This window comes from Bacillus sp. FSL K6-2839, from assembly GCF_038003365.1.
Classification (GTDB): Bacteria; Bacillota; Bacilli; order Bacillales; family Bacillaceae; genus Bacillus.
Genome location: NZ_JBBOOZ010000001.1, coordinates 278,835 through 299,010, shown reverse-complemented (window position 1 = coordinate 299,010; position 20,176 = coordinate 278,835). Strand labels below are relative to the sequence as shown.

Below are 20,176 nucleotides of genomic sequence, written 5' to 3'. Positions count from 1 at the left end.
ACCTCTTTACTTATATTTTTAAGTCATCTAATTCGAAAAGAGATACGTCGTCTAATTGCTTGAATGAAGAAGTCAGTTCGATCTCTTCTATTCTCATCGCATCTGCTGAAACAGCCCGCATGATGTCTTTCAGCAAGCCTGCAATCCGCTGAATGGTTTCCTCACTGAATAGCTCAGTATTATATTCAATCGTTGAAGAAAGACCGTCTTCCTGCTCATACGCAATCCAGAGTAAATCAAAGCGCGACGTTCCTGTCTCATACGGATAATCACTAAAGGTTAAACCGCCTACCTTCAGTTCTGGCTGATTCATATTTTGCAAAGCGAACACAGCATCAAACAATAGATTCCGGCTGACACTCCGGCTTAACTGGAGGTCTTGAACCATTTGTTCATATTGATATTCTTGATGTCCGAAATCACCGATGACATGTGCCTTCACATCCTGAAGGAATTGCTGGTACGTCAGCTCTGCTTTAGGATATAAACGAAGTGGCAGCATATTGACAAAGATACCGATGACTTGCTGCAGCTCCTCTTGTTTTCTGCCTGCTACCGGAACCCCGACCGTGATATCTGATTGTCCGCTTAATTTATGAAGCAAAATCTGATACACACTTAACAGACCCATAAACAGTGTGGCGTCTTCTTTTAAAATCATTTGCTTAAACGCGTTCAGCTCTGCTTCTTCTATACGGAATGTATAATGTCCGCCGCGGAATTGTCTCACCTCTGGCCGATCGAAATCTGTTGGCAGATCAAGCAGCGGGGCACCCTCTAACCGGTTTTTCCAGTAATCACTCGATTCTTTCAGTGCTTCAGACGCAAGCATGTCATTTTGCCATTCTGAAAAATCTTTATATTGCAGAGCGAGAGGCTCAAGCGTCCTGCCGTCATATAACTGCATAAAGTCGTTGACCAAAATATCTTGAGAAAGACCGTCTGAGATAATGTGGTGCATGTCCAGCATGAGCACGAATTCCTCTTCTGCCAGCTTCATCACACCGACTCTCATCAATGGAGCCTCACTTAACGTAAAGGCAGTCAAAAATTGTTCAATCACTTGTTTTTGATCTTCCTCAGATCCTTGTGTCGATCCCTTTGTGAGGTCAAACAATGTGACTGCAAATGGTACCTCTTCTTCAATCTTTTGATAAGGGACGCCATTCTCTAGTACAAACGCTGTCCGCAAACTTTCGTGTCTCTTAATGAGCTGCTGAAAAGCCCATTCCAACCTGCTGATATCGAGTTTTCCTTTGATTCGTCCCGCTTTAAACTCGTTGTATCCTGTGCTGTTTACATCCATTTGCTGCATGAGATACAACCGTTTTTGCGCAGACGACAGAGGATAATGCTCCTTCACTTCGGCTTTTTCAATCGCATGATAAGCAGCAGTATCTGCTTGGTCGATATATGCTGCCATTAATCGTATCGTAGGTATTTGGAAAAATTGTGGCAGTGTCAGCTCTACACTAAATGCACGATGAATGATGCCAATGAAGGTAATCGCCTTAAGAGAATCTCCACCCATTTCAAAGAAATGATCATCTATGCCAATTTCATCAATCTTAAAGAATGCTTGCCAATGTTGACTTAATTCCTTCTCCAGCTCTGTTTCAGGTGCCGCATAATTCGTTGAAAGCGCTGGCCGAGAATACAAGTTTCCATCTTGTACATGCTCTCCGCCGCTCTCTTCCTCACGGGATAAACGGTCTACATATCTGTGAATACGATCATGTAAAGATGTTGTCGAAATAACCATTTGTTCCACTTGATCCAGTGAAAGCAATCGTTCAAAGATCATTCTTCCTTCTTTTTCTGTAATTAACGTTTCGGTGACATCATCTCCGATTGGAAGATCGAGCTGCTTCCCCTGCTCAAATTCCCAGCCGTCAAAGCTAATGACAGACCACTGTGTTTCTGAACGTAGATTGCGTTCATACACGTACGCATCGATGAAATGATTCACAGCTGTATAGGCTGTAAAACCGAGTCCGCCCAAGATCGGTGACAAAGATGACAGTACAAAACAGAAATCAAGGGATCGATCACCTAAGGCGGCATCAAGATGAAGTACGCCATTCATCTTCGCTTCAAAATGCGGCTCCGAAAATGTGACATCTGTTTGCTCCAGCACCCGGAAAGATTGGTCGCCTGTCACTCCAGCTGCATAGATCACACCGTCGATCTGTCCATATGACGCATCCACTGTGTTGATCAATTGCTGGATATCTTCCCTGTGACGAACGTCTACTTTCTGTATGAGAACGTCTGCGCCTGTCTCTTCCAGTGCCATTACCTTTTGTATTTTTTTCTTTGTTGGATTCTGTTCATCGTGCGTAGACAGCCATTCTTGCCACTTGCTTCTATCAGGGAGTCCAGACCTGCTCGTTAAGATTAAGGTTCCCTTCGTTTGCTCGGCCAAAGTCTGAGCGATATTCAATCCAATAAACCCAAGTCCGCCAATTAAAATGTAGACACCATCTTTTTTAGCCAAATGAGCATGTCCTGTTTCGGGAACTGAACCTTTCGCATACTTTTTCACATATCGCTTATTTCGTCGATAGACCGTGAGAAGCGGTCCATACGATCGATCTAGCTCATCGCTTATTTGCTTCAGCAATCGCTTTTCTTGAACCCCATTTTCCACCGGGCGATCAATATCAAGAATGCGGTAACGCAAGTTCGGTGTTTCTTGTGATATAACCATGGCAGGTCCTAGATGGATCGCTTTTTCAGGATAAAGTTCAGGCTCCCCGCCAACGGCATACGTCAATGAGGAAAGAACGGTAATCGATACCTTTTGGTCCAAAACATATTTTTTCAATGCCTGGCCGATATAAAGCAAGGAGTAATAAGCATCTTGCTGCGTTTGCTTCACCCATTCTTCTTCCGTGTGAGATGGCTGTCGTTCTGAAAGCCCCCATAGATGACAAACTTCTGACACGTTGATTTCGTCATCTGCCAGATTTGATATGAGCCTTTCATAATCAGATGGCTCATGTGACCGAATGGTATAGCTTTTTTCGTCATGCTTCGTAAATTCATTTCCTTTACGAACCACTACGAACTCGTTCCGTTTCGTCAGGAGCTCAGCCGCAATCTTCTCTCCGAAAGCAGATGGCTCTGCAAACAAAAGCAAGGCTCCGGCAGACGAATCATCTGATGGCACGCAAGGTAAAAGATCCGCTTCCCAATGAGGGGTATAGAACCATTCATCCATTTGCTGCTTTCGTCCAGACTGCTTTGGTTTTTCGTGCTTTACACGATCTGCTGCATCATACCAATAGGAAGTTTGATCAAACGCATACGTTGGCAGCGGCATTTTCCGCGGCTGACGGTTTAGATGGAACCTGTTCCAATCAATGGATAATCCGTTTGTCCATAGACGTCCGATCTGCCCAAGTAAAAATTCTGTATCCGTCACATCTTGTTTTGCATGTCTGAGCACATGACATACATGCTGATTCAGGCCGTTCAATGACCTGTTGACCATCACGCTTAAATCTTGTCCTGGTCCAATCTCAATTAATTGAATATTGTCCTCTTGTAAAATATTTGTGATGCCTTCAGCAAAGCGAACTGTATCGGTCATATGCCTTTTCCAATAAGACATATCTTTCGCACTCGTATCTGTCATCCAATCTCCTGACAAATTCGAAATAAATGGAATACGAAGTGTTTTGGCTTTCATATGCTTTAATTTTTCTCCGAATTGCTCCGCTGCCTCCTTCATGACATGTGAGTGGGCAGCAATGGTTCCACCTAACCGCATACACATCAATCTGTTGCTTTTCAGCTCTTGTTCAAATTCACTTATCGCCTCTTCTAGACCTGACACGATACATGATGAATCATTGACAACCGCGAGAGAAATATTATTTGGAAGCATCGGTTTTAGCTCTGCCTCAGGTAATGGAACACTCATCATGACGCCAGCTGGTGACGATTGCATCGCATTCGCACGATAGGCGACCATGGACATTGCGTCCTTTAAGCTGAATAGCCCTGATATAGCGGCCGCCGTTAATTCGCCAAAGCTATAGCCGATCATTGCATCAGGACGAATGCCCCATTCAATGAAGAGCATGGATAAGGCATATTCAATGGCAAAAATGGCCGGCTGTGCATATTGAGTACTTGCTAATTTTTCACGCGCCTTGTCTGTTTCAGCCGCTAATGGGTAAAGAATACGGGCAAGACTTCGCCCCGTTGCTTCTTCATATGCTTGAAAACAAGCATCCATTTGCTTCTTAAAGTAAGGCTCTTCCCGGTACAAATCTAATCCCATATTGAGATATTGATTGCCTTGTCCAGAAAACATAAAAATAATCTTTTGTTGCTCCACATGCGAATGCATGAGCTTTCCAATGCCCTTGCCTTGCTTTTCTGTTAATACTCGCAAAGCATCTTCTCTGCTTGCCGCAACAAATGCCTGACGGAAACCAAAGAACTGTCTTCCTGTTTGCAGAGTATAAGCTGCGTCTGCCAAATTGATAGAAGGCGTGTTTTCTATTTGGTTTACGAGTTTGTCTTTCATTCGTTCCAAGCTCGTTTTGCTCTTTGCTGAAAGAACAAGCAGCTCAGCAGAACGAGGCATTTGCTGACGATCTCTTTGTGGTGCTTCTTCTAATATGACATGTGCATTGGTTCCACCCATTCCAAATGAGCTCACCCCAGCCCGCCGCAAATGTGAAGCTGGCTGCTTCCAGTCAGTCAGCTCAGTGTTTACAAAGAAAGGGCTATGCTCAAATGCAATGTTTTCATTGGCTTTTTTGAAGTGAAGACTAGGTACAAATGTGTGATGCTGAAGCGAAAGCACAGCTTTGATCAAGCCAGCTGCTCCTGCCGCTGCATCCAAATGTCCAATATTGGTTTTGACAGACCCAATACGGCAAAATTGTTTTTTCTCTGTGTCGAAAGCCTTTGTGAGCGCCTCTATTTCAATCGGATCACCAAGTGATGTTCCAGTTCCATGTGTTTCCACATATTCAATCGTATCTGGTGAAACATCTGCTTGATTTAGAGCATCCTGAATGACACGTGTCTGTCCTTCGACGCTTGGAGCATTGAAACCAACCTTTTGATCACCATCATTGTTGATGGCAGAGCCCTTAATGACCGCATAAATATGGTCGCCATCTTCTATGGCTTCACTAAGTGCTTTTAAAGCAACAAGACCAACACCATCTCCGCCAACAGTTCCATCCGCTTGATCGTCAAAGGCGCGGCAGTGGCCATCACTTGATTTCACCATGTTCTGCTGATAAACGTAGCCTGATTTCACTGGGTGCAGAATCGACACACCTCCCGCAAGAGCTACATCTGAATCACCATTCGCAATGGATTGACAGGCCAAATGCAAGGCGACCAAAGAAGTTGAACAAGCGGTTTGCAGCGTAAGCGCCGGTCCTTTCAAATTCAATTTATGGGCAATTCTTGTACTTACGGTGTACGTATCATTGAGTGAACCCACTTCAAACAGCTCTGACATACTGCTATCAAGGGAAGAGGCAAAACGCTGAATCCATTGGAAGTTCGATGTGGACCCCGTAAACAACCCGACCTTACCCGTATAATCTTCTTGCACATACCCCGCATCTTCCAGCGCCTTATAGGCGTACTCATGGAGAAGACGTATTTGAGGATCCATCATTTCTGCCTGACCTGGCGAATAACCGAAGAAGGATGCATCAAATAAATCAGGTCCATCAATCACACCTTTTGCCCTCACATAATCGGGTCGTTCGAAGGTCTGACGGTCAATACCAGCTTCAAGCAGTTCTTCATCGGAAAAGAAGGAAATTGATTCTTCTCCATTCTTCAAATTTCGCCAAAATGCCTCAACATTTTTCGCACCAGGGAATTTACCAGCCATTCCAATAATGGCAATCGGCTCATTGGCTTTTCTTGTCTTTTGTTTCACAGGCTGCGCGTCTGCCGCTACCTGCTCTGAATCGCCGCTTAAATATGCGGCAAGCTCTCTAATCGTTGGACGGCGGAACATTTCGACCATTGGAATGCTTTGATTCAATTGCTTAGCGAGCTGTTGATTGACGTGGATTAAGTTGAGTGAATGCCCGCCAATGTCAAAGAATTTGTCATGAACACTTACCTCATCTAAGCCGAGGACTTTTTTCCAGATGTCTTGAATGACTTTCTCAGTATCAGAAAGATGGGCAGCGCCCGCCTGCTTATTCGTTTGCTCCGCCTGTTTCAAAGCAGGTAATGCCCGTTTATCTAGTTTGCCATTGGCAGTCAGGGGCATATCATCCAATTGAACAAAGTGAGTTGGGATCATATAATCCGGCAGCTGATCAGCCAACGCTTGTTTCATTGCAGCTTGATCAAGTCTGGCTGTCGTGACAACATATGCGGCCAAACATGGTGTACCAGAAGCATCTGGCTTTACAACAACAGCTGCTGCTTTCATACCTGGCTGTTCATTCAGCCAAAATTCAATTTCACCTGTTTCAATACGATAGCCTCTCAGCTTCACTTGATCATCATTTCGACCTAAAAATTGAATGAGCCCATTAGGCAGAATGCGGGCTGCATCACCTGTTTTATAAATTTTTTCACCTGGCTGGAAAGGGTGATCGACAAACCTTTCTTCGGTGAGTTCCGGTCGATTCAAATACCCTTTTGCGACACCTTTCCCGCCAATATATAATTCACCGACGGTTCCTTCCGGCATGAGATTCATATGTCTGTCAAAAAGAAGAATATCTGTATGCTGTGCAGGCTTTCCAATCGGTACATACACGTCTTGATCAAAATCCTGGTCATATCGATGAATCATGCAGCCAACCACCGTTTCAGTTGGTCCATATTCATTCACAATTTCAATTGGCTGCGGGAAGGACTGCTGAATGGATTTCGCTAGAGATGTTTCCAGTTGTTCTCCGCCTAAAATGAAACATTTCATTTGGCTGTCTGGGAAAGACAAATGCTTAATAAACTGTAAATGAGATGGTGTCAGTTTCATCACATGTACGCGATTATCTTTTATGATGTCTTCGACAAGCAGCTGCCGGTTTTCATGGTGGTAAATCATGATGGTATTTCCTGAAATGAGCGGCGTGAAAATAGAAGTAACCGTCAGGTCAAAGGACAGTGAAGTATACAAAGCAAAATGCCTTGTTTCTCCTCGAACATATACTTGCTTCGCCCAATCAATATAGTTGGCTAAGCCAAGATGATGAATGAGTACACCTTTAGGTCTTCCGGTCGTACCTGATGTATAAATGCAGTAGGCTGTTTGGTCTGAGGTGATGGCTTCTGCCAAGTTGTCTGATGGTCCGGTGTATAGATCCGGCTGTGTGATATCAATTTTTTCTCCATGATAAGCATAGGTGAGCCCTTTAATTGGATGAGTTAAGAGCCATTCTACTCCGCTGTCTTCTAATAGATATTCTATTCGTTCCTGCGGGTATTCAGGATCAATCGGTACGTATGCACCGCCAGCTTTTAAGATCGCTAAGCATGCTATCACCATTTCAATGGAATGCTCTGCTAAAATGCCGACACGCTGCTCCTGTTTGACTCCTTTGTTTTGTAAATAATGTGCGAGCTGGTTCACTCTCTTATTGAGTTGTTCATATGTAACCGTCGTATCGCCAAACTCAACTGCGGCTGCCGCTGGCGTTCGTTCCACTTGTGCTTCAAAAAGGTCAATCACCGTTGGTTCATTGCTAGATGTTGCCCCGCCATACTGCCGGAAGACCGCTAATTGCTTTTCTTTCTCTTCTTCTGATAGCAGCTGTAGCTGAGCAGCAGATTTGTGCGGATGAGCACAGGCATCAGACAGGAGATGAAGAAAATGCTGACACCACTTTTCGATTTGTTCAGCTGAAAAGCTGACGGGGTTATACACCAATGAAAAGTGCAGCTGATCATCAAACGCCTGGACACTAAGCGTGAGATCGAATTCTGTCTGCTCAGTCATCTCAAATCCACGAATACGAATAGGCTGATCGTTTTTCGTGAGCATTTGATCTAGTGGATAGTTTTCAATGACGACGATTGAATCAAATAACGATTGCTCTGCCGTCATTCCTGCATATTTCTTTAAATCAGATAGCGGTGTATGTTCATATTCATTTCTTACAGCTATCTCACGACTCACTTCCTGCATCTGTTCAAGAATCGGCCGCTCTTGTTCGAATGAGACCCGCAGCGGCAATGTGTTAATGAACAGCCCTGTCATCTTTTCAATATGAGGGACATCCGCATTTCTCCCTGATACTGTTGTCCCAAAGACAATATCATCTTGGTTGGCATACTTAGATAGCAAAACTCCCCACAGCGTATACATCACAGATGCGAGCGTCACGTCATATTGATTCGTGAATTTGCTCAGGCTCTCCGCAATGGAAGTATCCACTTGATGTTCATATTGATGAAAAACTTCTGAATTTTCATATGCGCCGCTTGACTTCGGAAGCAGTTCTGCATAACTCCAGCCATTGAAAACATTTTTCCAATAGTCGGCTTGTGCTTCTGTCTGTTGAAGGTTTTTCTGCTGCCATTTGACAAATGATTGGTAGGACGGTCTTTGTTCAAGAAGAGGTTTGTCCCCATTCGATAAGCGCTCATATGCACTCATCCAATCGCTTAATACAATCCCAAGGCTCCATCCGTCCAATAAAATGTGATGGAAGCTAATGAGAACCCAGCTGACTTCATCATTCACTTCACATAACGTCAGGCGAAATGGGACTTCCTGCAGATCAAAGCGTTCTTCTCGGTTCTGTGCCGTCACCTCCTCTTTCAGCACATGAAGAGGCTCCTTAGCTTGTGTCAAATCACGATATCGAATGTCTGGCTGGTGCTGCTTCAGCACAATTTGTACTGGTCTTGCGAGTTCCTGCCATCTGAACAATGTTCTAAGCATTTCATGCTGTTTGGTGACATTCGTCCATGATTGTTCAAAAATGTCTCGATCTATCGGTCCGTCTATTTCGATCAGCAGTTGTTCAAAATAAGCTGTTCCGTTCGGTTCCATTAAATGATGAAACAGCAGTCCCTCTTGGATCGTAGTGATACCTAACATATTTTCAATGTTCTGTTTATCCAGCTTCTGCGGCTGTAAAGCCATGGGATCATCTCCTTTCTCTCTAAGAATGTTTCACGAAATAATGGCGTAAACCATAGTTAGCAATAACCTGCTGCTGAATTTGCGAAGTTCCTTCAATAATTTCAAGCACCTTCGCTTCACGATATAGTCTTGAAGCTGAGTTTTCCCGGCTAAATCCACTTCCGCCATGGATTTGGACATTTGTATTTGTAATGTCAACGGCGATTTTAGAGGTGAAATATTTTGCAATGGATGTTTCTGTGATCGCATCAGGATGATTCGCTTCTCTCATTTCTCCAGCCTTTAGGCATAAGGCTCTCGCTGCATGGAGCTGGGTAACCGCATCTCCAATCATGCCTTTGATCATTTGATGCTTGTACAATTTTTCATTAAACTGTGTTCTTTTACGTGAATACGTGACAAGAGAATCAACGGCTTCTTGTGCAATGGCAAGTCCTGCCCAAGCGACACTGTATCTTCCATGGTCTAATGCGAGTGACACCACGTGGTTAAATCCGCCCCCAACTGGTCCTAAGACACAGTCTTCATGCACCTGGACATGATCGAGGGTGATTTCCGCTAAATATGATGCTCGATTGGCCATCATTCCTGTAATTCTCTCAATCTCTACACCCGGCTGATCTCGATCGACAAGGAATGCCGTGACTTGTTCACCGTCTCTTGCAATCACAATAAAGAAATCTGCAATCGCACCAAAGGAAATCCACTTTTTCTTCCCATTTAATACATAGGATTGTCCTTCTTTTTGATAGCTTGTTTCAACATGATTGGCATCTGAACCAATATTCGGCTCTGACAAAGCAAAGGCACCGATTTTTTCTCCTTTAGCTAATTCAACAAGCCAGCCTTGTTTTTGGTCTTCTGTTCCATAACGAAGAATGGCTTCTCCTACGAGTGAATTCACTGTCAATAATGTCCGTACATTACAGCAAGCTTTTCCCACTTGTTCCGTGAACTGTCCATATGCTATTGGATCAAGCCCCAGCCCTTGATAGGAAGACGGTATACCTGCTGCCAAGTAGCCTCTTTTCGCCATATCTCGAATGAGCGACTCTGGTAAATGTTCCGTCTCATCGAATTCATTGGCAAAAGGACGGATATGTTCATCGCAATACTGTCGTATTTCTTCAATGGCATCGATCGTTTGTTCAGCTGTTTTCATGAAGAGCGGCCCCCTGTTGTTTTCTCTCAATTAAGGCGACAATGCGATTGACCGTACTAAAATGAGCAATGTCGAGGTCTTCGTTATCTAATTGGAAGTGAAAATCATGTTCGATATAGTTCACTAGTTTCATCGCAAATAGAGAATTGACAAAGCCTTGTTCAAAAATATGATCATCATTTCCAAGCTCAATTTCCTCATCAAATACCACTAGGTTTTGCTCGATATAGGCTCTTACTTGTTCGTGTAGGTTCATGATTTAATCTCCTCGCTTTTCGCTTTTTTATTGTTTGGCTGGATCTTTCTGATTTAATTCAATATTGACATCTACGTATTCTGGGAAAGGCTGAATCATGCTTAAATCATTTTCAAACAAGATATAGCCATCCTCCCCCTTCTCAATTTCTTTGAAATTCGCAAACTTGTATGTGATATACATCATGCGGTTTCGGTCGGTTTGTTTAAAGTCAGCCACAAGGCGCTTTCCTCGCTTTTTCGCTTCTTGCAAAATCGTTGTGAGTAAAATGGTCCCGACACCACGAGACATGACGCGGCAAGACATAAGCAGCAGTTTGACATGCCAGGTGTCGCCTGTTTCTTCTATTAATGAGAGTCCAATTTTTCCATAGGAACCGAATTTATCTTCAAGTTCACAGACAAGCAGCAAGTGAGAATCTGATTGACGGAAGAAATCAAGTTCTTCATAATCATAGGTTTTCCCGCTCGCATTTAATTGATTGGTACGGACGGTCAGTTCTTCAGCTCGCTGGAGGTCTTGTTCTCCTGCTTCTGAAATCACGAATTTCATATGTAAAGACGCCAAGAATTTCTCAGGCGGCCCTTCATATTTCTCTTCTTCCTGCTGCCTTTGGTCCGCTTCTAAATACATTCTTCTGCGTCGTCTGGCATCTTCTGTGATAAAGACTGGACGCAGCCGATCATCAGTGAGTAATGACATATAATCCACTGCATCCCAGCACGTAATCTCTGGGTGAACAGCCTTCACTTCTTCTCTTTCAAATGGCTGATCATCAATAAAGAGAATGGTATCTTTATGAATATTTAGGCGCTCACTGATTCTCTCTAAAGAACTAGATTTGGCATTCCAATGAATCTCTGGATAGAGAAAGAAATGCTCGATCCCAAAGGCGGAGAGCTTTTCCCTCACGGCTGCTTCATCATTCCGGCTTGCAATAGAAAGAAGGATACCGCGCTCATCTAATTCTGTTAGCACTTCCTTCATCGAAGGCTTTAACATCACTTCATCTGATTCAAGTAAAATTCCATCCCATAATGTATGATCTAAATCCCAGACAACACACTTGATTTGCTTAGACATTTGTTTTTCTCCTCTCACATGTCATATTGGAAAAAGCCTTTACCTGATTTTTTGCCGTACTCGCCTGCGTCGACCATTTTGACAAGTAGAGGACATGGACGGAACTTCGGATCTTTGTAGCTCTCGTATAAAACAAGCAATGAATTCAAAATCGTATCAAGCCCAATTAAGTCCCCTGTCGCAAGTGGTCCCATTTTATGGCCGAAACCCCCGCGGAAAATTTTATCGACATCTGCTGGTGTGGCGACTTGATCTTGCACCGCCCAAATCGCTTCGTTGATTGTCAGCATAAGCACACGGTTGGAAACAAATCCCGGAAAATCATGCACCACAACAGGTGTTTTATCAAACGATTTCAAGAAACCTTTTGCGGTTTCAACTGTGTCATCAGAAGTTGCTTTTCCTCTAATCACTTCAACCAACGCTTTAAGAGGAACAGGGTTCATAAAGTGCGCCCCAATGACCTTCTCAGGGTGATGCATAAGGGACCCTACCTTTGTAATCGAAATACAGCTCGTGTTTACAAAATAGATGGTTTCTTTCGCACAAATATCTCGCAGCTCTTCATAAATGGGTCTTTTAATCTCCCAATCTTCCGTCACATTTTCAATGACGATATGCGCGTCATGTAAGCCTTCAAGTGAAGTTGACAGCTGGATTTGAGACAATACATCTTCTAAAGACAATGAGATTTTCTTCTTTCTCACAAATTGAACCAGTTGATAGGTCTTCTTGATTTTTTCCAGCGCTTCATTTAGTTTTTCTTCTGTGACATCAACTAATGTGACTTGATAGCCATTTGCTGAAAGGTCTAATGCCATATCAGCCCCCATCACACCTGCTCCAATCACACCTACGTGCTTCGTGTTCATTTCTCCAACACTCCAATTCGCTTTAAAATGACATTGATTTTTTCTACGACTTCATTTGTTAATGAATGAATAAAAAAGTGATCTCCATCGAATTCAAAAAACGCACAATCTTCGCTAGTATATTGATCCCAATCGTCTAAATCGAACAGCACAGAAGGCAAATCACGTGTACCATAAAAAATAGAAATTGGACAAGCAGCTGGAACGACTTCATCACACAGATAGGTCTCCAAAAGCTGAAAGTCTGCTCTTAAAATCGGCAGAAAAAAATCAAGCACTGCATGGTTATCGGCAAGTTCCTCAGGAACGCCTCCCATCGCAATGATCGCCTCTTTCAGTTTGGAATCTGACAGTTGATGATAGACTTTCTTTTCTGGAATATGTGGTGGAAAGCGCCCAGAATAAAAGACATGGACAGGCTCTTTGTTTAACCTTGTTTTCATTCTTTTTTGTAATTCATACGCAAGGACAGCTCCCATGCTATGACCGAAAATGGCAAAAGGCTCTCCTTCTTTTAAGGAGGAGGACGCCTGTACATAAAGATCATCTGCGACCTGCTGTAAATCGGTCCGTACAGGCTCTGTCATTCTTGTCCCGTGCCCAGGGAGTTCAAGGGCATGAATTTCTATCGACTGGTCTATATAAGATTTCCACGTACTGAATACGGTACTTGCCCCACCTGCGTACGGTAAGCAAAATAACTTCACGACACGCCACACTCCCTTTTGCATTTGATTGCCAACGCTTCCAGCCAGTGTTTTTCATCATGAATGATTTGTTCTAAAGAAGCTTTGATATTGGCTTGGTACCTGCTAGACATCTCACCTGAGAAAAGGAGTTTTGCTGCCTGATGCCTCGCTTTCTCCCATTCTGATACAATACGTTCCATCCATCCCACCAGCTCAGGTAGATCGCCTTTGATGAGATTCAGCCGATACAGCTCCACTTTCTTCGTATTGATGATCTGATTGAACGACGCCACGAGCTTCTCGATATCATCCAATTGCGGATACTGCTCATAAAATGTTTCAAGAGCTGTGATTCCTTTTTCGATTACGTCTATCTGACCATGCATATTTCTCAGGAAATAAGTCGTTTTTTGATCAAATAATTCAGTCGAGAGCTTGTCCGGTTCAAAGTAGAAAGACGCATAGGAATGAAATTGATCATTCGGCTGAAAATGATCATGAAAGGTGTCATACCCTTTCTGTACATCTTTAAATGACAGCACTTGATGCTCATAAGACAAATTATCTAAATGCCGATTCTCTAATACTTGAAAGGTTTGCTGATTTTCATCGAAACCCTTAATTAAAATTGAATGACGGCTATGGGTTGTCAAATACTCTTTTCTGCCTCTCTGAACGTAAGGGTCTACCCACACAATGACGGGGCGGTCCCGCATCACATCTTGTTTGACCTTTTCAATGAGGTTGGCACAATACGTCATTTTTTCAACTTGAATGCCTTGTAAATTCATAATCTTTTCTGGATCGTGTGCCGACATCCAGTCAATCTGCAGCAAGCCGTCATCTGTAAGCCCATAGGCAAATTGATCATTTAATAAGTATGGAGCGACTTCTTGATCATGCAGCTTCACAATTGGAAAAAAGCAATTGAAAAAACAGCTGCGATAAAACAAATCATTATAAGGATGAATGCCCGAAATCTGTTTGACGGTCATCTTTTTTTCCTCTCTTTCCAGCAGGAGATGTCACCATAAATCCTTTGATGAAACCAATCGTACACAACCAAATGAAAAACAAATAATAAGAAATCGCTAATTCAATGAGAGAGGAAGGTCCCCATACAAAAGTCATTTTCCAAGGCAGCCCATTAAAGGCTAGCTGCGAAAGAATCATTGGCAGGAGCAATATCCCAATTAGCAGCAGCACCCAGCCGATGCTTTTCAGCCATACGCCAAGTGACATGTCCCTGCGAACTAAAGCGCCGTTTCTTACACGCTTTTTCCACTTGATAAAACGAACGACAGACACCATTTGCAGTAAAATAAAAAGACATGTGGCTGCAAGACTCAATTGATCAATGAGCTGAAAAGGATCCATCGATGATTCTGCTTCTTCATTTGTGCCCGTAATCGTATTGGCAATAAGACGTGCCGTTTGCTCTGTGTAGCTGCTATTCATATTTGCTAACACTCCAATAGCAACTCCTTCTTTTGGCTGGATCAGAAAAAATGATGAATAGTTTGGGTTAGAGCCTGCATGAAAAAGTGATGACACCTGCTCATGCGCTTTTTCTATATACCAGCCGGCATTGTAATAGACATGCTTCCCTTCATCTGGGACATTCACAGTCAAGTAATCCGGATTTTTTACAAAACGAGACCAAGTTGAATCGGTCAATTGATATTGCAGCCAAGTCCCCACATCCTGAACATTCATCACAATATAGCCTGCAGGGGTGTTGCCTCGATATTCTGGTGCTTCATAAGCATGCGGAGCAAGGAATTGCAGTTTAAATCCTTCTGAGACAACACCGGACTTCATGCGTTTTAGCCCAGCCTCCGTTTGGTCAAGATGATGCCTTTTAAACAGTTCTTTCATATAAGCCTCATACGACGTTCCTGTTACATTTTCAATGATGAGACCAAGGACATCATAGTTGATGGTGGCATATTCAAAGGAGCTGCCTGGCTTGCGATTAAGCTCAATTGATTTCAGCTGATGGACTGTTTTTTTCAGCGCATCCTTTGCATGATCAGGCTGGATAAGCGCAATAGATTGAAAGGGAATGCCGCTTGTGTGATGCATTAATTGCTCCACCGTCAAACGCTGAGGCTTTCCATGGTATGTTGGAAAAAAACCTAGAATATAGCTGCTCACTGGATCTTTTATATGAAGTTTTCCTTGCTTCTCTAACTCCACAATAGCAAGGGCGGTAAACGCCTTTGATGTAGATCCAATTTCAAAGAAAGTGCTGGCTGTCACTTGCTTCTTTTTCTTTCGATCTGCATAACCAAAGCCTTTTTGGTACACCACTTCGTCCTTTTTCACAACCACAACGGACATGCCTGGAATGCGCCCAAGCTTCATCTGTTCCTCTATCACTTGATCAATGGCTTTAGGTGTAATCACTGCTTTTGCATGTGTCCCCCCAGCAAAGCTGCTTATCCATAAGACCGCTAATAAACATGACATGTAGATAACATGCTGATTTTTCCTCATGTAAATAATGAATCCATTTCTTCAAGAGACATATTCACTGTTTCAAAATCAGACGGTGTAAATTCGATTCCTTCCTTCTCTAAGCAATGCTGTACCAGACGCTCAATTTGCCGCTCTACCTCTTGTAATAGCTGCGTCATGTCTGTTTCACACAGCTGTTTTGCGCTAAAAGAAAGATGGAATATCAGCTGGCCGCCCTTGATGGTAGCGACCATATCGATGACGGTTGTTAACGGATTATCCAATGACGAATCAATCCCCGATGTAAAGTAAGTCATCTCATAATCAGATGATTGTTTCAGCACCTGATCAATTTCACCTAGATAGTTAAAGCGTAATTGCGGCGCTGAATGATTAGGAATCTGCCTATTGATGAGTGACAGCAGCCCATAGTCTGCACCTTTATTTGGCACTTCACGTATCGTTTCTTTGACAGCCCGTATGTGATCTGAGAGAGATTCAGACACATGAACATTCACAGGGTACATGGTGGTGAACCAGCCGAACGTTCTAGATACATCGATATCTTCCTCCACAGCATCCCTGCCATGACCTTCTAATTCCAAAGAAATCCGCTTTTGATTCGTTTGCTGATAACAGGCTTGCGTTAAGGCTGAAATTAACAGTTCGTGAGGCTGCGTTTGATACGCTTGATTCGCTTGATTGATCAATTGATTCGTGAGTTCCACTGATAACGCCTTGGTTAATTTGACTTCGTCTCTGACATACCCCTCATTTGAAGAAACTGGATACAGAGGCTGAATATCCTGCACCGCTTTTTGCCAATAGCTGAGCGACTCTTTTACATCCTCTGATACCGCATACTGGTTCATTCGCTCCGTAAATGTTTGATAGGAATGGGTTTTAGAAGGAAGTATTTCTGCTGTAACCTTCTCTGCATGCAATAATTGAATCAAGTCCTCCACAAGAATTTGCCATGACATACCATCAGCTAAAAGATGATGGGCGGCAAAAATGAGATGTGATTGAGAATCAGTTTGACAAAGCGCTGCCTGAATCAATGGTCCTTGATAAAGATGAGTCCTTTGCTTGACCTGACACCCTACATCTTTTAGCGCTTCTTCCACATTCTCTTCTGACAATGCCGTGAAATCGTGTATCATCAGCGGAATATCATGAATGTCTTCATCATAATAGAGTGTGTTAGTTGCCTCATGTACTTTTAACCTTAATCCGTCGTGATGAATGACGAGCTCTTTGAAAGCATCCTGCACGATTCTTTCATCCATCTTTTTCTTTGAATGAACAATGATGGATTGATGCCAAAAATGTTCATCTTTTAACCGCTGGGACCAGAACCATTCGATAATTGGGATCGATTTCACATCGCCCGCAGCCTGCTCTTGTGAAATATGTAAGACAGGTTCCTGCTGAACGACTTGTGCCATTTCTTTAAAAATGGGATACGTAAAAAGATCTTTGGTTTTTAAATAGAGTCCTTTGTCTTTTAACTTCGCAATAAATTGAATCGCCTTAATGGAATCACCGCCAAGCTGATAAAAATGATCAGCCGGTTCGATCGTTTCATGCCCTAAGATGTCTTTTGCTGTATCTACTATGATCTCTTCAATGTCCGCTGTTTCCTTGGACCATTCAACGGCTGTTTCCACTTGAGACAGCAATGGATCAGGCAGTGCTGTCCGATTGATTTTTCCGTTTTGAGTAAGCGGGAGCTCATCTAGTACAACAAAATAGGCAGGTACCATATAAGCTGGAAGCTGATCTGATAATTTCTTTCTAAGTAAAAAGGACGTCATCTTTTTTTCTTTTAATTCAATATATGCAGCCAGCTGTTTTTCTCCAGATGCATCGGTTAGATCAATAACAGCTGCTTTATCAACTTCTTCAAGTGCCATAAGTGCAAGTTCAATTTCACCCAGCTCAATCCGGTAGCCTCGCAGCTTGATTTGATGATCAATCCTGCCAATGTAATCAATCTTTCCATCATTTGCTCGTTTGGCTATATCACCTGTTCTATACATGCGGCGACCGCTTACAAATGGATTGGGCAGAAAGCGCGATTCATGCAAATCAGGTCTTTGCCAATATCCTCTTCCAACACCCGCGCCTGAAATATATATTTCTCCTACTGTCCCTGGCAGCACGGCTTGCTGATTCTCATCTAAAAGGTAAATCTCTGTATTTGGCATTGGCACACCAATTGACACCGATGTCCCTCCATCCTCTTGATGGAATTGATGAATCATACAGCCAACGGTTGCTTCAGTTGGTCCATATTCATTAAAGATGGATATCCTTCCATCACTTGCCTCTGTGATTCTTTTGGCCAAAGCGGTCGATAATTGTTCTCCTCCCACAATCATCCGTTTCACAACTGATTGAGACAGTGCAGCATCTGTTAATAGTGCCATATGAGCTGGTGTCAGCTTGATGACCTTTGCTTTTTGATCAAACAAAATATGTTCTAATAAAAAGCCTGGCTGATCCTCTTGACGATAGATCACCACTGTACTGCCAATGACCAATGGCGTATACATGGATGTCACGGTTAAATCAAACGCAATAGATGAATACAAGGCAAAATGATCATCTGATGAATCAGTATAGTGTGTTTTGGCAGACATGATATAGTTCACTAAGCTTCGGTGCTCAATCATGACTCCCTTTGGCTGGCCTGTAGAGCCAGACGTATAAATCATATATGCGACGTCTTCAGCATCCCCAATGAATGGATGTACCGCATCATACTGGTCCAACTGATCCCACACGTTGTAGATATTGTACGTATCGCCATTAAAATGGTATGCAGATGCGCCATCTGTGAAAAACAGCTTTGCCTGGCTGTCATCCAAAATAAACTGAATGCGTTCCTGCGGATACTCAGGATCAATCGGCACATATGCACCTCCAGCCTTTAAAATCCCCAGCAGCAGCACGATAAGTTCTGGTGAATGATTCATACATACTGCAACAAAGTCATGCCTCTGTAAGCCATGTGTTTGTAGGAAATGAGCCATTTGATTGGTTTTTCTCTCAAGTTCACCGTATGTCATGATACAAGATCCGTCCTGAATCGCGATTCGATCAGGAGAAGTCTTTGACATGTCAGTGATCAATTCATGGATTTTTTGTTTCTGTGGAAATAGCACGCCTGTGTCGTTCCATTGATATAGCTCTCGATGTTCCTCGTCTTCTGTCATAAGAAGTACGTCTTTTAACAGCTGCTTTGGCTGAGCGAGTATGGTTTCGACAAAGAGAAGCATTCTTTCGTGTAGAAAGCCGATGTCTTCATTGCTGTAATCTGAGATCTTGTAGTCATATTGAAGCTCGATTTGCCCTTTTTCATCCCATTCTTTCACAGCAACTTGTAAGCCATATGGCTGGAAGCCATTGTAAAGCTCTATGTAATCAACTTTGTATCCTTCCATCTCCTGCACCATATTTGTGCTGTAGGAGTTGATATAGATTTGAAAAAGTTGATTATATCCTGCTTTGGCAAGCTCTAAATCTTTGACAAGTGCATCATAGGGATAACGCTGATGCAGGAAGTAAGCCTTATAGCTTTTTTGAACGTCTGTCAGACTTTCTAACAAAGAGAGATGAGGATCAATCTTCATTCGATATGGCATTGTACTGACGGTCATACCGGACGTGGCTTTTTCCTTTTGTCCGGAACGATTGAGAACTGGCGTCCCAATAATAAAATCTTTTTGCTGGTATCTTTTATGCAAATAAACGAAGAGTCCTAAAGTAAATAAAGAGTTGATTGAACAATGATGGGTATCTATAAATTCATAGATTCGTTCTGAGAGTTGTCGATCAAGATAATGGCTGTGCCGATGGCCTTTGATTTGGTCAGTTCCCTGTACCAAATAACTATCAGACACATCAGATAATGCTTCTTTCCAAAATTGCTGATCTTTTTTAAATCTTGGGGAGTTCATATATTTTGATTCTTTAACAATAAATACAGAATGATTATCTGCTTCTTGTTCAATAGAGGAGCTTTGGGTAAGAGCAGTGTAAAGCTGGCTAATTTTATCGATGATTACTTTCATCGACCATCCATCTGCTACTGTATGATGGCATTTGATGAAATAACCGGATTGTTGTTCACCGATTTTTAGTACAGCAAATTCGGCGAGAGGGGTTTCTGTTAATTGAAATGGTGTTTTGAAGGCTTTTTCGGCCCATTCTAGCATGTCTTCATGTGTGGAAAACTCATAGGCAGGAATTGGATTATCGGCGTTTGGATCAACGTATTGAAGCGTCTCACCATCTTTCTCTACTAGCTTGAGACGAAGAGATTCTGTCATCATGATACAAGATGCAATGGCCTGCTTCAGTTTATCAAGCTGTAACGGCCCATTGACGAAGATGATACCGCCAATATGATTGATCGGTGTTTCTGGATAAAATGTTTCCATGTTCATCACGCGCCGCTGCGGATGTGTTAATGGCCAATATACTAAATTACTAGTCAATTACGCCACCTCTACTTTTCATATAGTTAACATTTCTACGAACATATTA

General features: G+C 42.8%; 9 protein-coding genes and 2 pseudogenes. All 11 read right to left on the bottom strand.

Annotated elements, in window-relative coordinates; all coding sequences use genetic code 11:
* Nucleotides 1-10 precede the first annotated feature (10 nt).
* Nucleotides 11-9,100, bottom strand: a complete 9,090-nt coding sequence (locus MHH26_RS01315) for a non-ribosomal peptide synthetase/type I polyketide synthase (protein WP_340971922.1) — start codon at nucleotides 9,098-9,100, stop codon at nucleotides 11-13.
* Nucleotides 9,101-9,119: 19 nt separating this feature from the next.
* On the bottom strand, nucleotides 9,120-10,262 hold the full coding sequence (locus tag MHH26_RS01310; protein ID WP_034664692.1) for an acyl-CoA dehydrogenase family protein: 1,143 nt from the start codon (nucleotides 10,260-10,262) through the stop codon (nucleotides 9,120-9,122).
* On the bottom strand, nucleotides 10,249-10,518 hold the full coding sequence (locus tag MHH26_RS01305; protein WP_034664694.1) for an acyl carrier protein: 270 nt from the start codon (nucleotides 10,516-10,518) through the stop codon (nucleotides 10,249-10,251). The genes MHH26_RS01310 and MHH26_RS01305 overlap by 14 nt, the downstream gene beginning before the upstream one ends.
* A gap of 27 nt (nucleotides 10,519-10,545) precedes the next feature.
* Nucleotides 10,546-11,601, bottom strand: a complete 1,056-nt coding sequence (locus tag MHH26_RS01300) for an HAD-IIIC family phosphatase (RefSeq protein WP_340971917.1) — start codon at nucleotides 11,599-11,601, stop codon at nucleotides 10,546-10,548.
* A 14-nt stretch (nucleotides 11,602-11,615) separates the two neighbouring features.
* On the bottom strand, nucleotides 11,616-12,473 hold the full coding sequence (locus tag MHH26_RS01295) for a 3-hydroxyacyl-CoA dehydrogenase family protein (RefSeq protein WP_034664701.1): 858 nt from the start codon (nucleotides 12,471-12,473) through the stop codon (nucleotides 11,616-11,618).
* A complete protein-coding gene (locus MHH26_RS01290; RefSeq protein ID WP_334750924.1) occupies nucleotides 12,470-13,180 on the bottom strand; it encodes a thioesterase II family protein in 711 nt (236 codons plus the stop codon). Before MHH26_RS01290 ends, MHH26_RS01295 begins: the two co-directional genes overlap by 4 nt.
* Nucleotides 13,177-14,157, bottom strand: a complete 981-nt coding sequence (locus tag MHH26_RS01285; RefSeq protein WP_334750925.1) for a C39 family peptidase — start codon at nucleotides 14,155-14,157, stop codon at nucleotides 13,177-13,179. The genes MHH26_RS01290 and MHH26_RS01285 overlap by 4 nt, the downstream gene beginning before the upstream one ends.
* Complete coding sequence (locus tag MHH26_RS01280; protein ID WP_340971907.1) at nucleotides 14,120-15,634, bottom strand: serine hydrolase domain-containing protein; 1,515 nt, start codon at nucleotides 15,632-15,634, stop codon at nucleotides 14,120-14,122. The genes MHH26_RS01285 and MHH26_RS01280 overlap by 38 nt, the downstream gene beginning before the upstream one ends.
* A gap of 23 nt (nucleotides 15,635-15,657) precedes the next feature.
* Nucleotides 15,658-17,553, bottom strand: coding sequence for a condensation domain-containing protein (locus MHH26_RS19205; protein WP_445661639.1), 1,896 nt, complete (start codon nucleotides 17,551-17,553; stop codon nucleotides 15,658-15,660).
* Nucleotides 17,554-17,565: 12 nt separating this feature from the next.
* Nucleotides 17,566-18,696: pseudogene (locus MHH26_RS19200) on the bottom strand (amino acid adenylation domain-containing protein); the annotation flags it as partial.
* Between the two features lie 141 nt (nucleotides 18,697-18,837).
* Nucleotides 18,838-20,127 (bottom strand): annotated as a pseudogene (locus MHH26_RS19195) (condensation domain-containing protein); the annotation flags it as partial.
* Nucleotides 20,128-20,176: the final 49 nt, after the last annotated feature.

Excerpts from the sequence above, each read along its gene's own strand:
- MHH26_RS01315 (WP_340971922.1), bottom strand. The coding sequence starts at position 9,100 with ATGGCTTTACAGCCGCAGAAGCTGGATAAACAGAACATTGAAAATATG.
- MHH26_RS01310 (WP_034664692.1), bottom strand. The coding sequence starts at position 10,262 with ATGAAAACAGCTGAACAAACGATCGATGCCATTGAAGAAATACGACAG.
- MHH26_RS01305 (WP_034664694.1), bottom strand. The coding sequence starts at position 10,518 with ATGAACCTACACGAACAAGTAAGAGCCTATATCGAGCAAAACCTAGTG.
- MHH26_RS01300 (WP_340971917.1), bottom strand. The coding sequence starts at position 11,601 with ATGTCTAAGCAAATCAAGTGTGTTGTCTGGGATTTAGATCATACATTA.
- MHH26_RS01295 (WP_034664701.1), bottom strand. The coding sequence starts at position 12,473 with ATGAACACGAAGCACGTAGGTGTGATTGGAGCAGGTGTGATGGGGGCT.
- MHH26_RS01285 (WP_334750925.1), bottom strand. The coding sequence starts at position 14,157 with ATGACCGTCAAACAGATTTCGGGCATTCATCCTTATAATGATTTGTTT.
- MHH26_RS01280 (WP_340971907.1), bottom strand. The coding sequence starts at position 15,634 with ATGTCATGTTTATTAGCGGTCTTATGGATAAGCAGCTTTGCTGGGGGG.